Origin of the sequence: Salmonella sp. SAL04157, from assembly GCF_046551635.1 — a bacterium.
GTDB lineage: Bacteria > Pseudomonadota > Gammaproteobacteria > Enterobacterales > Enterobacteriaceae > Salmonella > Salmonella enterica.
Genome location: NZ_JBGDVS010000002.1, coordinates 274,735 through 290,547, shown reverse-complemented (window position 1 = coordinate 290,547; position 15,813 = coordinate 274,735). Strand labels below are relative to the sequence as shown.

The following is a 15,813-nucleotide window of genomic DNA, read 5'->3' as shown; positions in this document are numbered from 1 at the left end:
TATTAACTGTTTATCCCCAAAGCACCATAATCAACGCTAGACTGTTCTTATTGTTAACACAAGGGAGAAGAGATGATGCGCGTACTGGTTGTAGAGGATAATGCATTATTACGCCACCACCTGAAGGTTCAGCTCCAGGATTCAGGTCACCAGGTCGATGCCGCAGAAGATGCCAGGGAAGCTGATTATTACCTTAATGAACACCTTCCGGATATCGCTATTGTCGATTTAGGTCTGCCGGATGAAGACGGCCTTTCCTTAATACGCCGCTGGCGCAGCAGTGATGTTTCACTGCCGGTTCTGGTGTTAACCGCGCGCGAAGGTTGGCAGGATAAAGTCGAGGTTCTCAGCTCCGGGGCCGATGACTACGTGACGAAGCCATTCCACATCGAAGAGGTAATGGCGCGTATGCAGGCGTTAATGCGCCGTAATAGCGGTCTGGCCTCCCAGGTGATCAACATCCCGCCTTTCCAGGTGGATCTCTCACGCCGGGAATTATCCGTCAATGAAGAGGTCATCAAACTCACGGCGTTCGAATACACCATTATGGAAACGCTTATCCGTAACAACGGTAAAGTGGTCAGCAAAGATTCGCTGATGCTTCAGCTGTATCCGGATGCGGAACTGCGGGAAAGTCATACCATTGATGTTCTCATGGGGCGTCTGCGGAAAAAAATACAGGCCCAGTATCCGCACGATGTCATTACCACCGTACGCGGACAAGGATATCTTTTTGAATTGCGCTAATGAATAAATTTGCTCGCCATTTTCTGCCGCTGTCGCTGCGGGTTCGTTTTTTGCTGGCGACAGCCGGCGTCGTGCTGGTGCTTTCTCTGGCATATGGCATAGTGGCGCTGGTCGGCTATAGCGTAAGTTTTGATAAAACCACCTTTCGTCTACTGCGCGGCGAAAGCAACCTGTTTTATACCCTCGCCAAATGGGAAAATAATAAAATCAGCGTTGAGCTGCCTGAAAATCTGGACATGCAAAGCCCGACCATGACGCTGATTTACGATGAAACGGGCAAATTATTATGGACGCAGCGCAACATCCCCTGGCTGATTAAAAGCATTCAACCAGAATGGTTAAAAACGAACGGCTTCCATGAAATTGAAACCAACGTAGACGCTACCAGCACGCTGTTGAGCGAGGACCATTCCGCGCAGGAAAAACTCAAAGAAGTACGTGAAGATGACGATGATGCCGAGATGACCCACTCGGTAGCGGTAAATATTTATCCTGCCACGGCGCGGATGCCGCAGTTAACCATCGTGGTGGTCGATACCATTCCGATAGAACTAAAACGCTCCTATATGGTGTGGAGCTGGTTCGTATACGTGCTGGCCGCCAATTTACTGTTAGTCATTCCTTTACTGTGGATCGCCGCCTGGTGGAGCTTACGCCCTATCGAGGCGCTGGCGCGGGAAGTCCGCGAGCTTGAAGATCATCACCGCGAAATGCTCAATCCGGAGACGACGCGTGAGCTGACCAGCCTTGTGCGCAACCTTAATCAACTGCTCAAAAGCGAGCGTGAACGTTATAACAAATACCGCACGACCCTGACCGACCTGACGCACAGTTTAAAAACGCCGCTCGCGGTTTTGCAGAGTACGTTACGCTCTTTACGCAACGAAAAGATGAGCGTCAGCAAAGCTGAACCGGTGATGCTGGAACAGATCAGCCGGATTTCCCAGCAGATCGGCTATTATCTGCATCGCGCCAGTATGCGCGGTAGCGGCGTATTGTTAAGCCGCGAACTGCATCCCGTCGCGCCGTTGTTAGATAACCTGATCTCCGCGCTAAATAAAGTTTATCAGCGTAAAGGGGTGAATATCAGTATGGATATTTCACCAGAGATCAGTTTTGTCGGCGAGCAAAACGACTTTGTCGAAGTAATGGGCAACGTACTGGACAACGCTTGTAAATATTGTCTGGAGTTTGTCGAGATTTCGGCTCGCCAGACCGACGATCATTTGCATATTTTCGTCGAAGATGATGGCCCAGGCATTCCCCACAGCAAACGATCCCTGGTGTTTGATCGCGGTCAGCGCGCCGATACCCTACGACCAGGACAAGGCGTGGGGCTGGCTGTCGCGCGCGAGATTACGGAACAATACGCCGGGCAGATCATTGCCAGCGACAGTCTGCTCGGCGGCGCCCGTATGGAGGTCGTTTTTGGCCGACAGCACCCCACACAGAAAGAGGAATAAACATTTCTGTGCGTTCTTCCACGCATCTCGTTAAGCATCCGTTATAATCGGTGTCAGATACCAGCCTGCGGATACTTAACATGGAATACCAATTAACTCTTAACTGGCCCGACTTTCTTGAACGCCACTGGCAAAAACGCCCGGTGGTGTTAAAACGTGGGTTTAGCAACTTTATCGATCCGCTCTCGCCGGATGAGCTGGCGGGGCTGGCGATGGAAAGCGAAATCGACAGTCGTCTCGTTAGCCATCAGGATGGCAAATGGCAGGTCAGCCATGGCCCTTTCGAAAGCTACGATCATCTGGGTGAGAGCAACTGGTCGCTGCTGGTACAGGCGGTAAACCACTGGCATGAACCAACCGCCGCCTTGATGCGCCCGTTCCGCGCTCTGCCGGACTGGCGTATCGACGATTTGATGATCTCCTTTTCCGTTCCCGGCGGCGGCGTTGGCCCGCATCTGGATCAGTATGATGTGTTTATTATCCAGGGAACTGGTCGCCGTCGCTGGCGCGTGGGCGAAAAGCTGCAAATGCGTCAGCACTGCCCGCATCCCGACCTGTTACAAGTCGATCCGTTCGAGGCCATTATTGATGAAGAGCTGGAGCCGGGCGACATTCTGTATATTCCGCCAGGATTCCCGCATGAAGGCTATGCGCTGGAAAACGCCATGAACTATTCGGTTGGTTTTCGCGCGCCCAATAGCCGTGAGCTGATCAGCGGTTTTGCCGATTACGTCCTGCAACGGGAGTTGGGCAATACATACTACAGCGATCCGGATATGCCGTCCCGCAAGCATCCGGCGGATATCCTGCCGCAGGAGATGGATAAACTGCGTAATATGATGCTCGATTTGATCAATGAACCCGCGCATTTCCAACAGTGGCTTGGCGAGTTTCTCTCTCAGTCACGCCACGAACTGGATATTGCGCCGCCGGAGCCGCCGTATCAGCCTGATGAGATTTACGATGCTTTAAAGCAAGGCGAGGTATTAGTACGTCTCGGAGGGCTTCGCGTATTGCGTATCGGCGATGAGGTCTATGCGAATGGCGAAAAAATAGACTCTCCGCATCGCCCCGCTCTGGAGGCGCTCGCCAATCATATTGCACTAACCGCTGAAAACTTCGGCGATGCGCTGGAAGACCCGTCCTTCCTCGCGATGCTGGCGGCGCTGGTGAATAGCGGGTACTGGTTCTTCGAAGGATAAGAACATCGCAATGCCCGGCGACCGCCGGGCTGACGCAAACTATCCACAACGATCGCCGCCAGGTTTGGCGAAATCGTTATATTGCGGATCGCCCGGATAAGTGCCCGCCGGAAATGTTTTCATTATTGCCCGCGCCCGCAACAGCATTTGCGGCGTTAACTCCGGTTTACCCAGCCATTGATAAATATCGCTTTGTAATAGCAGGCTACGAACAAGCTGTATTGAGCGTTTGCCATATTGCTGCGAGGCCAGCCTCACCGCATCATCAATAAACGTTATGCAGGTTTCATCGCCGGTCATAAAACATGCTGCAGATTGTTGCTGGCGCTGGGACCAGGAAGGCGGATATTCGGCGCTCCAGGCAGAAAAATTTATGGCGGAAAATATCCCGCCATAAATAATAAAACGCTTCACCACAATGCGTAACATTCGCTACTGGCCGCGCTTCGCCGTCAGCTCCGCGATACGTACAATCACCTGTACCGCTTTTTCCATCCCCTCCAGCGTCACAAACTCATGTTTACCATGATAGTTATATCCGCCGGTAAAGAGATTAGGACACGGCAGGCCCATAAACGACAGTTGCGCCCCGTCTGTACCGCCGCGAATCGGTTTCATCTCCGGCGTAATATGACAGTCGCGCATGGCCTGCTGGGCGATATCGAGAATATGCGGATGTTCAACCACTTTTTCGCGCATATTGTAATAACTGTCTTCTATCACCAGCTCGATATAGCAGTCCGGATGCAGTCCCTTACCGACTTTTTTGGCAATCTCCATCATTTTGCGTTTACGCGCTTCAAACTGCTTACGGTCGAAATCGCGAATGATGTAGTGCATTTCGGCCCGATCAACGGTGCCTTTCATGCTGGCCAGATGATAAAACCCTTCGTAACCTTCGGTGGTTTCAGGCGCTTCATCCGCCGGCACTTCCGCGTGAATCCTCGCCGCCAACGACAGCGCATTGACCATGACGCCTTTCGCCGTACCAGGATGCACGTTATTGCCGACGATTTTGATATTCACCGAGGCGGCATTGAAGTTTTCAAACTCCAGTTCGCCCACGCCGCCGCCGTCGACCGTATAGGCCCACTGCGCGCCAAAGGCCTCAACATCGAAGTGCTTCGCGCCTTTCCCTACCTCTTCGTCAGGCGTAAACGCCACTTTAATGTCGCCGTGGGGAATAGGATTACCTTTCAGCACCGCCAGCGCGGTCATGATCTCCGCAACACCGGCTTTATCGTCCGCGCCCAGCAATGTCTTACCATCGGTAGTAATCAGCGTCTGTCCCAGTAATTGATGCAGTACCGGGAACATCACGGGTGACAACACCTCATCGCCAATCCCTAATGCTATATCGCCGCCGCGATAATTCTCAACAATCTGCGGGTTAACGTTTTTACCGCTGAAATCCGGAGAGGTATCCACATGGGAGATAAAACCAATGGCGGGAATATCCCCCTCAACATTGGCCGGGAGCGTCGCCATCAACGTCCCTTTTTCGCTTAATGTAATGTTAACCAGCCCCATCTCTTCGAGCTGCTGTTTGAGCAAACGTAGTAACTTCCACTGCCCCTCAGTGCTGGGAACCTGCCGAACACCCGACTTTGATTGGGTATCCAGCGATACGTAGTGTAAAAAACGCTCAAGTAGTTTATCCATGCAGTCACCCTCACTTTTCGTGACAACATTATTAATAAGCAAGAAAAGACAAATATTGCGTCAGGTCACTTTTATCCCTGCAAACAAGAATATTTCACTTTGACACGCTTTCTGACTATAAAGCTAAGTCAGTAATTCGCAACAAGGATTGGCGATCACAGTGGTTTGCCGTAGAATGACCGCCCTCATTAAGAGTGATTAAGGTGGTTAACCACAAACCCCGCAGCGGTCAGCCATCCGTTGCGTTTACATGGGACAGAGTAAGAAATTGAATAAACAACCGCGTTCGCTTTCACCGCTGGTGCTTTTGTCGGGAATTAGCAAAAGTTTCGATGGCAAAGAGGTCATTTCACAACTGGATTTGACCATTAACAATGGCGAATTCCTCACGCTGCTTGGCCCTTCCGGCTGCGGTAAAACAACCGTTCTTCGCCTGATTGCCGGCCTGGAAACCGTTGATGCCGGGCATATCATGTTGGATAACCAGGATATCACCCACGTTCCCGCCGAAAATCGTTATGTGAACACCGTATTTCAAAGCTACGCTTTATTTCCGCATATGACGGTGTTTGAAAATGTCGCGTTTGGCTTACGGATGCAAAAAACGCCAGCCACCGAGATTGCGCCCCGCGTGACCGATGCGCTGCGTATGGTGCAGCTTGAAGAGTTTGCACAACGTAAACCGCACCAGCTTTCCGGCGGACAGCAGCAGCGTGTGGCTATCGCCCGCGCGGTGGTGAATAAACCTCGCCTGTTATTACTGGATGAATCGCTCTCCGCGCTGGACTATAAATTGCGCAAACAAATGCAGAACGAGCTTAAAGCATTACAGCGTAAACTCGGTATCACGTTTGTTTTTGTCACTCACGATCAGGAAGAAGCGCTCACCATGTCCGATCGTATCGTGGTAATGCGTAATGGCGTGATTGAGCAAGACGGCACGCCGCGTGAAATCTATGAAGAGCCAAAAAACCTGTTTGTCGCCGGTTTTATCGGCGAAATTAACCGCTTTGACGCAACCGTCATTGAACGGCTTGATGAACAGCGCGTCCGCGCCAGCGTAGAAGGTCGGGAGTGCAATATATACGTCAATTTCGCTGTCGAACCAGGCCAAAAACTGAACGTCCTGCTGCGACCGGAAGATCTACGCGTCGAAGAGATCAACGATGATAACCACATCGAAGGGCTTATCGGCTACGTGCGCGAGCGCAATTATAAAGGTATGACGCTGGAGTCGGTGGTTGAACTGGAAAATGGCAAAATGGTGATGGTCAGCGAATTCTTCAACGAAGACGATCCTGACTTCGACCATTCACTTGACCAAAAAATGGCCATTAGTTGGGTAGAAAGCTGGGAGGTCGTACTGGCTGATGAAGAACACAAGTAAATTCCAGAATGTAGTGATTGTCACTATCGTCGGTTGGCTTGTGTTGTTTGTTTTTCTGCCCAACCTGATGATCATTGGCACCAGCTTTCTGACCCGTGACGACGCCAGTTTCGTTAAGATGGTCTTTACGCTGGATAACTACGCACGCCTGCTCGATCCGCTCTATTTTGAAGTGCTCCTGCACTCTCTGAATATGGCGCTGATCGCCACCCTCTCCTGCCTGGTGCTAGGCTATCCTTTTGCCTGGTTTCTGGCGAAGTTACCGGAAAAGATACGTCCGTTATTGCTGTTTTTGCTGATCGTTCCTTTCTGGACCAACTCACTGATCCGCATCTATGGGTTGAAAATATTCCTGAGCACTAAAGGTTATCTCAATGAATTCCTGCTGTGGCTGGGCGTGATTGATACGCCGATTCGCATCATGTTCACCCCGAGCGCCGTTATTATCGGCCTGGTTTACATTTTGCTGCCGTTTATGGTCATGCCGCTCTACTCCAGCATTGAGAAGCTCGACAAACCACTACTGGAGGCCGCACGCGATCTCGGCGCCAGTAAAATGCAAACGTTCATCCGCATCATTATTCCATTAACCATGCCGGGCATTGTCGCCGGTTGCCTGCTCGTGATGCTACCGGCAATGGGCCTGTTCTACGTCTCCGATTTAATGGGTGGCGCGAAAAACCTGCTGATTGGTAACGTCATTAAGGTACAGTTCCTGAATATTCGCGACTGGCCGTTTGGCGCGGCTACCAGCATTACGCTGACCATTGTGATGGGACTCATGCTGTTGATTTACTGGCGGGCTTCCCGCTTATTGAATAAGAAGGTGAGTGATATAAGCGATTAATTGCGCAACGCTAACAAATCCATACGCATTCAGGCATGAAGTTTATTCAAGGGTAAACTTCATGCCTCCGGCATAAAAAACGCATGAAAGCAGTTGCCGCCAGTATTGCAAATCTACAGCATCATCCGCGCCAGGCCTTCTTTTATTTTTACCTGTAGCGACGCTATCACAGACAGTAATGCGTTTATACGCGAAGCTCTCAGGTTTTATACTGATTGCCAGTCTCTTTTAAAAATTATATTACATCCGATGCGCCCGCAGTAGAGATAGAAAGGGCCGATTTAATCAATTATGTAGTCATTTTTACTCCAGTATAAGTGAGATTAATATGCCGATTACTATAGGGAATGGTTTTTTAAAAAGTGAAATCCTTACCAACTCCCCAAGGAATACGAAAGAAGCATGGTGGAAAGTTTTATGGGAAAAAATTAAAGACTTCTTTTTTTCTACTGGCAAAGCAAAAGCGGACAGTTGTCTACATGAGATGTTGTTTGCCGATCGCACCCCCACACGAGAGCGGCTTACAGAGATTTTTTTTGAGTTAAAAGAGTTAGCCTGCGCATCACAAAGAGATAGATTTCAGGTTTATAATCCTAATGAAAATGATGACACTATTATTCTTCGCATCATGGATCAAAACGAAGAGAACGAATTGTTACGTATCACTCAAAATACCGATGCCTTTACCTGTGAAGTCATGGGGAATGCTTATTTTTTAATAAAAGATCGCCCCGATATTTTAAAACCGCATCCACAAATGACGGCCATGATTAATAGAAGATATAGCGAAATCGTAGATTACCCCCTCCCTTCGACATTATGTCTCAATCCTGCTGGCGCGCCGACATTATCGGTTCCATTAGACAACATAAAGGGGTATTTATATTCTGAATGGAGAAAAGGAAATTTAGATGAGTGGAAAACGCAAGAAAAGGTAACCTACCTGGCAGCGAAAATTCAGTCTGGGATTGAAAAGACAACGCGCATTTTACAGCATGCGAATATATCCGAAAGTACTCAGCAAAACGCATTTTTAGAAACAATGACGATGTGTGGCTTAAAACAGATTGAAATACCACCACCGCATACCCACATACCTATTGAAAAAATGGTAGAAGAGGTTTTACTGGCGGATAAGACGTTTCAGGCGTTCCTTGTAACGGATCCCAGCGCCAGCCTAAGCATGTTAGCTGAGATAATCGAAACCCTCTCTGATCAGGTTTTTCACGCCATTTTTAGAATAGACCCCCAGGCTATACAAAAAATGGCGGAAGAACAGTTAACCACGCTACACGTTCGCTCAGAACAACAAAGCGGCTGTTTATGTTGTTTTTTATAAAATCAGACGACGCTTTCTCAAACGTCACGTTCAGGGTTTACTCACGTACTCCATGTTTGCCTACAGAGTAACCTCTTGCCTGGCGCAATAATGCCGCATATGACCGGATCGGATGAGAATAGTCATTTAAATGGCCTTTTTTTCCCGCTCGTCTGGCAATTTGTTGTAAAATTCGCGGCTTCAAGCGGCAGCTTGCTTCTTCCTGGCTGCTGATAACCGCGAGACGTTTTGGAGAGATTTTGGAGAAGAGAAAAAATTGATCATTTTCAATACTCTAAAAGCACCCCATCCTCTGAATAAGAAGGTGGAACTTGAATGATCGGTCGGCTGCTCCGTGGCGGTTTCATGACTGCCATCTATGCGTATCTGTATATTCCCATCATTATTCTGATCGTGAACTCCTTCAACAGTTCGCGGTTCGGCATTAACTGGCAGGGCTTTACCACTAAATGGTACGAACTACTGGTCAATAACGACAGTCTGTTGCAGGCCGCTCAACATTCACTGACGATGGCGATTTTTTCAGCGACCTTCGCCACGTTGATTGGCTCGTTAACCGCGGTGGCGCTTTATCGCTACCGCTTTCGCGGGAAGCCATTCGTCAGCGGGATGCTGTTTGTAGTAATGATGTCGCCGGATATCGTGATGGCGATCTCCCTGCTGGTGCTGTTTATGTTACTCGGCATTCAACTGGGCTTTTGGTCGTTGCTGTTCTCGCACATCACCTTTAGCCTGCCGTTTGTGGTCGTCACGGTCTATTCGCGCCTGAAAGGCTTTGATGTCAGAATGCTGGAAGCCGCAAAAGACCTGGGGGCCAGTGAGGTAACGATTTTACGCAAAATCATTCTGCCGCTGGCGATGCCGGCGGTGGCGGCGGGCTGGTTGCTGAGCTTTACGTTGTCGATGGACGATGTAGTGGTCTCGTCGTTTGTCACCGGGCCGGGCTATGAAATTTTACCCTTAAAGATTTATTCCATGGTAAAAGTCGGCGTTTCACCAGAAGTGAACGCGCTGGCGACCGTTTTATTGGTGCTGTCTCTGGTAATGGTCATTGCCAGCCAGCTTATTGCTCGTGATAAAACCAAGGGCCGATAAGGCCCGTAATTCAGGGGACGTTAAATGAAAAAATGGTCACGCCACCTGCTCGCGGCGGGCGCCCTGGCGCTGGGTATGAGTGCCGCTCATGCCTCCGACAACGACACTCTCTATTTCTATAACTGGACTGAGTATGTACCGCCGGGCCTGCTGGAACAGTTCACTAAAGAGACCGGCATTAAGGTGATTTATTCGACCTACGAGTCGAACGAAACCATGTATGCCAAACTCAAAACCTATAAAGATGGCGCGTATGACCTGGTTGTTCCTTCTACATACTATGTCGACAAAATGCGCAAAGAAGGCATGATCCAGAAGATCGATAAGTCGAAATTAACCAATTTCCACAACCTCGATCCGGAAATGCTCAACAAACCGTTTGACCCCAACAACGATTATTCTGTTCCGTATATCTGGGGCGCAACGGCGATTGGCGTGAACAGCGATGCTATCGATCCAAAAACCATTACCAGCTGGGCTGACTTGTGGAAACCGGAATATAAAAACAGCCTGCTTTTAACCGACGATGCGCGAGAAGTCTTCCAGATGGCGCTGCGCAAGCTAGGTTATTCCGGTAACACTACCGATCCGAAAGAGATCGAAGCGGCATATGAAGAGTTGAAAAAACTGATGCCGAACGTAGCGGCCTTCAACTCCGATAATCCGGCGAATCCGTATATGGAAGGGGAAGTCAACCTGGGGATGGTGTGGAACGGTTCGGCCTTCGTTGCTCGTCAGGCTGGCACGCCGCTGGAGGTCGTCTGGCCGAAAGAAGGCGGTATTTTCTGGATGGATAGCCTGGCTATTCCGGCGAACGCGAAAAATAAAGAGGGCGCGCTGAAGCTAATCAACTTCCTGCTGCGTCCTGACGTCGCGAAAGAGGTGGCAGAAACCATCGGCTACCCTACCCCCAACCTGGCGGCGCGTAAGCTGTTAAGCCCGGAGGTCGCCAATGATAAGTCGCTCTATCCGGATGCGCAAACCATCAGCAAAGGCGAGTGGCAAAACGATGTCGGCGACGCCAGCGCCATTTATGAAGAATATTATCAGAAGCTAAAAGCAGGACGCTAATTCAGCCAAAGCGCCTGTCGGGCCTACAGATGAACGTAACGTGAAATGTAGGCCGGATAAGGCGTTACCGGGCAAACAGCACTACAGCCCTTTCAGGAATTTATCAACAAATTCCGGCACAACCTGGCTTGCCGGGCCGTAGTGCTTCTCTTCAAACTCGCTGCCGACCTGGCTTGGCTCAAGATTCAGTTCCACCGTATGTGCGCCGTGCAGTTTTGCTTCATGCACAAAACCCGCAGCCGGATAGACATGACCGGATGTGCCAATGGCGATAAAAATATCCGCCATCGACAGCGCCATATAAATTTCATCCATGCCAAGCGGCATCTCGCCAAACCACACCACGTGCGGACGTAGCGGCGCCGGGAACTGGCAGCAGTGACATTTATCTTCCGGCATCACATCGCCGTTCCATTCCAGAATTTGGCCGCTTTGCGAACAGCGCACCTTCAACAGCTCGCCATGCATATGAATGATGTTGCGATTGCCCGCGCGTTCATGCAAATTGTCGATGTTTTGCGTCACCAGCAAAAAGCGATCGCCAAGCGCTTCTTCAAGCTTCGCTAACGCCAGATGCGCCGCATTGGGTTGTATTTCCGGCTGTTGAAGCTGCTGACGGCGGGCATTATAAAATGTCTGCACCAGCCCCGGATTACGGGCGAATCCTTCCGGCGTGGCCACATCTTCAACCCGATGCTCTTCCCAAAGGCCATCCGCCGCGCGAAACGTACGAATACCAGACTCTGCAGAAATTCCTGCACCTGTAAGGACTAATACTCTTGGGTTTTCCATCATTTCCGGCACCACTCTGTCTCTGAAAAAGATCCGCTGGCGCAGACGTTCACGCAACAGACGTTTATTTTTACGAAAGCGGCTTAATCGATGAAACCGACGCGACTGCATAACAACCTCTTTTTTTGATTAGTCGGTAAGATGTAAAAAAGCAGCACCGCGCATCCCACCTGCATCCCCATGCCGCGCACGCTCAATGCGCGGCGCGCGGGCAACAGGGAGGAGATGGCGCGGCAGTCTTTCCGCCAGTTGCGTTGTTATTGCCGTAAAGTTCGATAGTCCGCCGCCGATCACCAATAAATCGGGATCGACAATCGTCAGTATATTCCCCAGACAAACCGCCAGTAAATCCAGATAGCGCTCAACATGCGCGTGCGCCTGCTCATCGCCCTGCTCCCACAACGCGATAATCTCCGGCGCCTGCAGCGATTGATGATAATAATGCTGATATAGCCACGCAAACCCGCGCCCGGACAGATAATTCTCAATGCAGCCCATCTGGCCGCATCCACAACGGCGGAGAGGAAAATCAAACCCCATCAACGTTAGCGCGTCAACCGGCAAACGCATATGGCCAAACTCGCCGGTGATATAGCTCTGACCGGTAATCGGCCTCCCGTTTAGCACCAGGCCACCGCCGACGCCGGTGCCGAGGATAAGCCCCATAACCAAAGGATATTGCGTGAATTCATCATCCCAGGCTTCGGACAAGGCAAAACAGTTAGCGTCATTGTCCAGACGCACATCGCGATCCAGTCGGGCGCTGAGATCGGCGCGCAACGGCTTACCGCTGGCTGCCGGGACATTCGCGGCGTACAGCGTGCCGTCTTCGGTTTCCGGCATACCGGGTATGCCAATCCCTACCGACCCTTTTACGCCAAATCGCTGGTCGGCTTCCGCGACCAGTTCGCACACGGCGCCTAAAAAGGCGCTATAGCTGGTATGGGGCGTGGGAACCCGTTTTTCCCACTGTAGCCGCCGCGTTGAGTCAAATACGCCTAACGCAATCTTTGTTCCGCCAATGTCAAACCCGTAATACATCACCGCTCCTTGTTTTTATATTCCGCGATTACTGGCCGCTCAATACTCGCGCAGGGTCAATGTTGCTCGCCCGCCGCGCCGGATACCAGCTCGCCAGTAAGCTTAACAACAACGCCGTGACCAGTACGTAAACAACGTCCAGCCAATGTAATTCGGATGGCAGGAAGTCGATAAAATAGATATCGCCGGACAAAAACTGATGCCCGATCGCCTTTTCAATCCCATTAATAATGGCGGTAAGCTGAAGCGAAACGACAACGCCGGTCGCCACGCCAATCAAGCTGCCCAGCAAGCCCGCCAGTAGTCCGTACCAGACGAAAATGGCACGAATCAAACCATCTTTCGCCCCCAGCGTTCTTAATACCGCAATGTCGCCGCTTTTGTCTTTTACCGCCATCACTAAGGTGGAAACGATATTAAAACAGGCCACGCCGATCACCAGAATCATCGCCAGATACATAATGGCGCGAATCATCTGGATATCGCGATACATATAGCCGTAGGTGCCGATCCAGCTCTTAATGTAGACATAGCTGTTAGTCACCTCACCAGCGTCACGCACCAGTTTGTTCGCATTAAACACGTCATGGACTTTAAGCGCGATACCGGAAACGCTGGCCCCCATATCCAGATACTGCTGCGCATCCTCAAGCGGGATCATGGCGAAGCTGTGATCGAGCTGGCCGCTCAGTTGCAGAATCCCGATGACATGCAAACGCACGCGTTTGGGCTGGAGCAGCTTATGGTCGGCATTCGCATTGGGGATCATGATGGACACCCAGTCGCCCTGTTTCACGTTCAGCGCATCGGCGACACCTTTGCCGATAATGATCTGCTGTTCGCCCGCTTTGAAATGATCCCAGGCGTGATTTTGCACAAATGACGGTAACGCGCTAAGCTGCTGCTCTTGCTTAGGGTCGACGCCTTTAACCTGAATGGCGCGCAAATTCGCCCCGCTCTCTACCAGGCCGGTAAAATTGATATACGGCGCGGCGGCGGCAATGCCCGGCACCTTCTGCACTTTTGCCAGCGCTTCACGCCAGTTGGTCCACGGCTGATTGACCGCTTCAATCTCCCCGTGTGGAACCACCGCCAGAATACGGTTGTTCAACTCGCGTTCGAAACCGTTCATCGCGCTTAAACCGACAATCAATACCGCCACGCCCAGCGCGATACCGATGGTAGAAATGACGGAAATGAGCGAAACCATACCGCCGCGCCGCCGCCCACGGCTGAAGCGCAACCCAATTAATAATGATAAAGGCGACGCCATTACTCAGCCCCCATCAGGCTTAGTTCCGCCGTCAGGCGGCCATCGCGCATCTCAAGCTGGCGGCTCATACGTTTCGCCAGTTGCAAATCGTGAGTCACCACCAGAAACGCGGTTCCCTGCAGACGATTTAACTCGCCCAGAAGCTCAAAAATACTGTCGGCATTACGCGCATCCAGATTACCGGTCGGCTCATCCGCCAGTACCAGACGCGGATTATTCACCAACGCGCGCGCTATCGCGACACGCTGGCGCTCACCGCCGGAAAGTTCCGAAGGTCGATGGGTTGCGCGATGCTCCAGCCCTACGGCGTGCAGCATTTCTCGCGCCCGAGCGTCAATCTCCGCCGGTTTCTTTTTGCCAATCAATAATGGCATCGCCACGTTTTCCAGCGCCGTAAAATCCGGCAGAAGATGATGAAACTGATAGATAAACCCCAGTTTCTGGTTACGTAATTCCGCTTTTGCCGCAGAGGAGAGTTTGCTCATCGGCTGGCCGCTAAAAATCACATCGCCGGAGGTGGGCGTATCCAGCCCGCCTAACAGGTGCAGCAACGTACTTTTACCCGAACCGGAACTGCCGACGATCGCCATCATTTCGCCTTCGCCGATACTGAAGCTGACATCGTGCAACACGTCGGTTTGTACGGTGCCTTCCTGATAGCGTTTGCACAGGTTGTCGCATTGCAACAGGATCTTATTCATAACGTAAAGCCTCAGCGGGTTGAGTGGCGGCAGCGCGCCAGGAAGGATAAAGCGTAGAAAGCAGCGCGATGGCCATTGCCACCAGCGCGATAACGATCACCTGTAACGGCTCTATCGCCACGGGCAACGCAGCGCCATCCAGAAACGCGCCGATGATCGGCATCAGGTTATTCAGTTGGCTGGCAAGCAATGCGCCCAGCGCGGCGCCCAACAGCGCGCCGATAATCCCGGCGCTGGCCCCCTGCACCATAAAGACCATCATAATTTGTCGCGGCGTCAGCCCTTGAGTTTGTAAAATCGCCACTTCGCCCTGCTTCTCCATGACCATCAGGCCCAACGAAGTAATAATGTTAAAAGCCGCGACCGCCACGATGAGACTCAGCAACAATCCCATCATGTTCTTTTCCATGCGCACAGCCTGGAACAACTCGCCTTTGCGTTCGCGCCAGTCCTGCCACTTCGTGCCTTGCGGCAGCGTCTGTTGGCTGAGGGTATCGACTTGCAGCGGTTCATCCAGCCACAGACGCCAGCCGGTAATATTGCCTGCCGGATAGCGCATTAAACGCGACGCGTCCTGAATATTGACCAGCATTTCATAGCCATCGACCTCGCTATTGGCGGCAAATGTGCCAATCACCGTAAACAGACGCTGGCTGGGCAGGCGTCCCATTGGCGTAAACTGGCTGGCAGATGGCACCATTAGCCGAATCTGATCGCCGCGGTTGACCCCTAACTGTCCGGCGAGCTGCTCGCCGAGGATGACATTATACTTACCCGGCTGTAATTCGCTTTGCTTCACATTGACCAGATACGGCGTTAATGGATCTTTTTGCGCCGGATCGATACCCAACATCACGCCAACCGCAACGCTACGCGCGCTTTGCAGTACGACATCGCCCGTCGTCAGCGGCGCAATACGGTTAACGCCTTGCAGATTCACCGCTTTTTCCGGCATCTGATTCGGGTTAAGAGAACCATGTTCAGCAGAGAGGATGGCCTGAGGCATCAAACCAAGAATGTTATTTTGCAGTTCGCGCTCAAAACCGTTCATCACCGACAATACCGTGACCAGCGCCATCACCCCCAGGGTAATGCCGATAGTGGAAAGCCAGGAAACGAAGCGACCGAAGCGATCTGCTGCACGCCCGCGCATGTAACGCAGGCCGATGAATAGAGCGACAGGTTGATACATG

Annotated in this window: 14 protein-coding genes and 1 pseudogene; 8 read left to right on the top strand and 7 right to left on the bottom strand. The window is 51.4% G+C overall.

From position 1 onward, the window contains the following. The first annotated feature begins 75 nt into the window (after window positions 1-75). From phoP to ACLJRE_RS04945, 3 genes are all read left to right on the top strand, one after another. On the top strand, window positions 76-747 hold the full coding sequence (gene phoP / locus ACLJRE_RS04955) for a two-component system response regulator PhoP (protein WP_001537766.1): 672 nt from the start codon (window positions 76-78) through the stop codon (window positions 745-747). After that, entirely contained in the window at window positions 747-2,210 is a 1,464-nt protein-coding gene (phoQ, locus tag ACLJRE_RS04950; RefSeq protein WP_001031687.1) for a two-component system sensor histidine kinase PhoQ, read from the top strand. The genes phoP and phoQ overlap by 1 nt, the downstream gene beginning before the upstream one ends. Before the next feature lie 80 nt (window positions 2,211-2,290). Then, window positions 2,291-3,412 (top strand): cupin domain-containing protein, encoded by a 1,122-nt coding sequence (locus ACLJRE_RS04945; protein WP_000456511.1) that lies wholly within the window; start codon window positions 2,291-2,293, stop codon window positions 3,410-3,412. Between the two features lie 87 nt (window positions 3,413-3,499). Here the strand turns inward: ACLJRE_RS04945 and ACLJRE_RS04940 are convergent. After that, a pseudogene (locus ACLJRE_RS04940) lies at window positions 3,500-3,841 on the bottom strand (hypothetical protein); the annotation flags it as partial. A 3-nt stretch (window positions 3,842-3,844) separates the two neighbouring features. Continuing rightward, the gene (gene pepT, locus ACLJRE_RS04935; RefSeq protein ID WP_000359410.1) at window positions 3,845-5,074 is read right to left on the bottom strand and encodes a peptidase T; all 1,230 of its coding nucleotides are present in this window, start codon (window positions 5,072-5,074) and stop codon (window positions 3,845-3,847) included. A 250-nt stretch (window positions 5,075-5,324) separates the two neighbouring features. Here pepT and potA point away from each other — a divergent pair, with 250 nt between their 5' ends. From potA to potD, 5 genes are all read left to right on the top strand, one after another. Further along, window positions 5,325-6,461, top strand: a complete 1,137-nt coding sequence (potA, locus tag ACLJRE_RS04930) for a spermidine/putrescine ABC transporter ATP-binding protein PotA (RefSeq protein ID WP_000531583.1) — start codon at window positions 5,325-5,327, stop codon at window positions 6,459-6,461. Next, window positions 6,445-7,308 carry a spermidine/putrescine ABC transporter permease PotB gene (gene potB / locus ACLJRE_RS04925; protein WP_000799391.1) on the top strand — a complete coding sequence of 288 codons (864 nt, stop codon included), beginning with the start codon at window positions 6,445-6,447 and terminating at the stop codon, window positions 7,306-7,308. The genes potA and potB overlap by 17 nt, the downstream gene beginning before the upstream one ends. A 328-nt stretch (window positions 7,309-7,636) precedes the next feature. Beyond that, window positions 7,637-8,647, top strand: coding sequence for an SPI-2 type III secretion system effector SifA (gene sifA, locus ACLJRE_RS04920; RefSeq protein WP_001531091.1), 1,011 nt, complete (start codon window positions 7,637-7,639; stop codon window positions 8,645-8,647). 315 nt (window positions 8,648-8,962) lie between these two features. Continuing rightward, window positions 8,963-9,742, top strand: a complete 780-nt coding sequence (gene potC / locus ACLJRE_RS04915) for a spermidine/putrescine ABC transporter permease PotC (protein ID WP_000580299.1) — start codon at window positions 8,963-8,965, stop codon at window positions 9,740-9,742. A gap of 24 nt (window positions 9,743-9,766) precedes the next feature. Then, window positions 9,767-10,813 (top strand): spermidine/putrescine ABC transporter substrate-binding protein PotD, encoded by a 1,047-nt coding sequence (gene potD, locus ACLJRE_RS04910; RefSeq protein ID WP_000759329.1) that lies wholly within the window; start codon window positions 9,767-9,769, stop codon window positions 10,811-10,813. An 81-nt stretch (window positions 10,814-10,894) separates the two neighbouring features. Here potD and cobB read toward each other — a convergent pair whose 3' ends face one another. Genes cobB through lolC form a run of 5 tightly spaced genes read right to left on the bottom strand, consistent with a single transcriptional unit; the run spans window position 10,895 to window position 15,812 of the window. Next, the gene (gene cobB, locus ACLJRE_RS04905; RefSeq protein WP_001191856.1) at window positions 10,895-11,716 is read right to left on the bottom strand and encodes a Sir2 family NAD+-dependent deacetylase; all 822 of its coding nucleotides are present in this window, start codon (window positions 11,714-11,716) and stop codon (window positions 10,895-10,897) included. Window positions 11,717-11,734: 18 nt separating this feature from the next. Beyond that, on the bottom strand, window positions 11,735-12,646 hold the full coding sequence (gene nagK / locus ACLJRE_RS04900; RefSeq protein WP_058108926.1) for an N-acetylglucosamine kinase: 912 nt from the start codon (window positions 12,644-12,646) through the stop codon (window positions 11,735-11,737). A 28-nt stretch (window positions 12,647-12,674) separates the two neighbouring features. Beyond that, entirely contained in the window at window positions 12,675-13,919 is a 1,245-nt protein-coding gene (lolE, locus tag ACLJRE_RS04895; protein ID WP_023212268.1) for a lipoprotein-releasing ABC transporter permease subunit LolE, read from the bottom strand. After that, window positions 13,919-14,620: a lipoprotein-releasing ABC transporter ATP-binding protein LolD gene (gene lolD / locus ACLJRE_RS04890; protein ID WP_001033714.1), complete on the bottom strand. Its 702-nt coding sequence runs from the start codon at window positions 14,618-14,620 to the stop codon at window positions 13,919-13,921. Before lolD ends, lolE begins: the two co-directional genes overlap by 1 nt. Next, window positions 14,613-15,812 (bottom strand): lipoprotein-releasing ABC transporter permease subunit LolC, encoded by a 1,200-nt coding sequence (gene lolC / locus ACLJRE_RS04885; protein ID WP_001518787.1) that lies wholly within the window; start codon window positions 15,810-15,812, stop codon window positions 14,613-14,615. The genes lolD and lolC overlap by 8 nt, the downstream gene beginning before the upstream one ends. Window position 15,813: the final 1 nt, after the last annotated feature.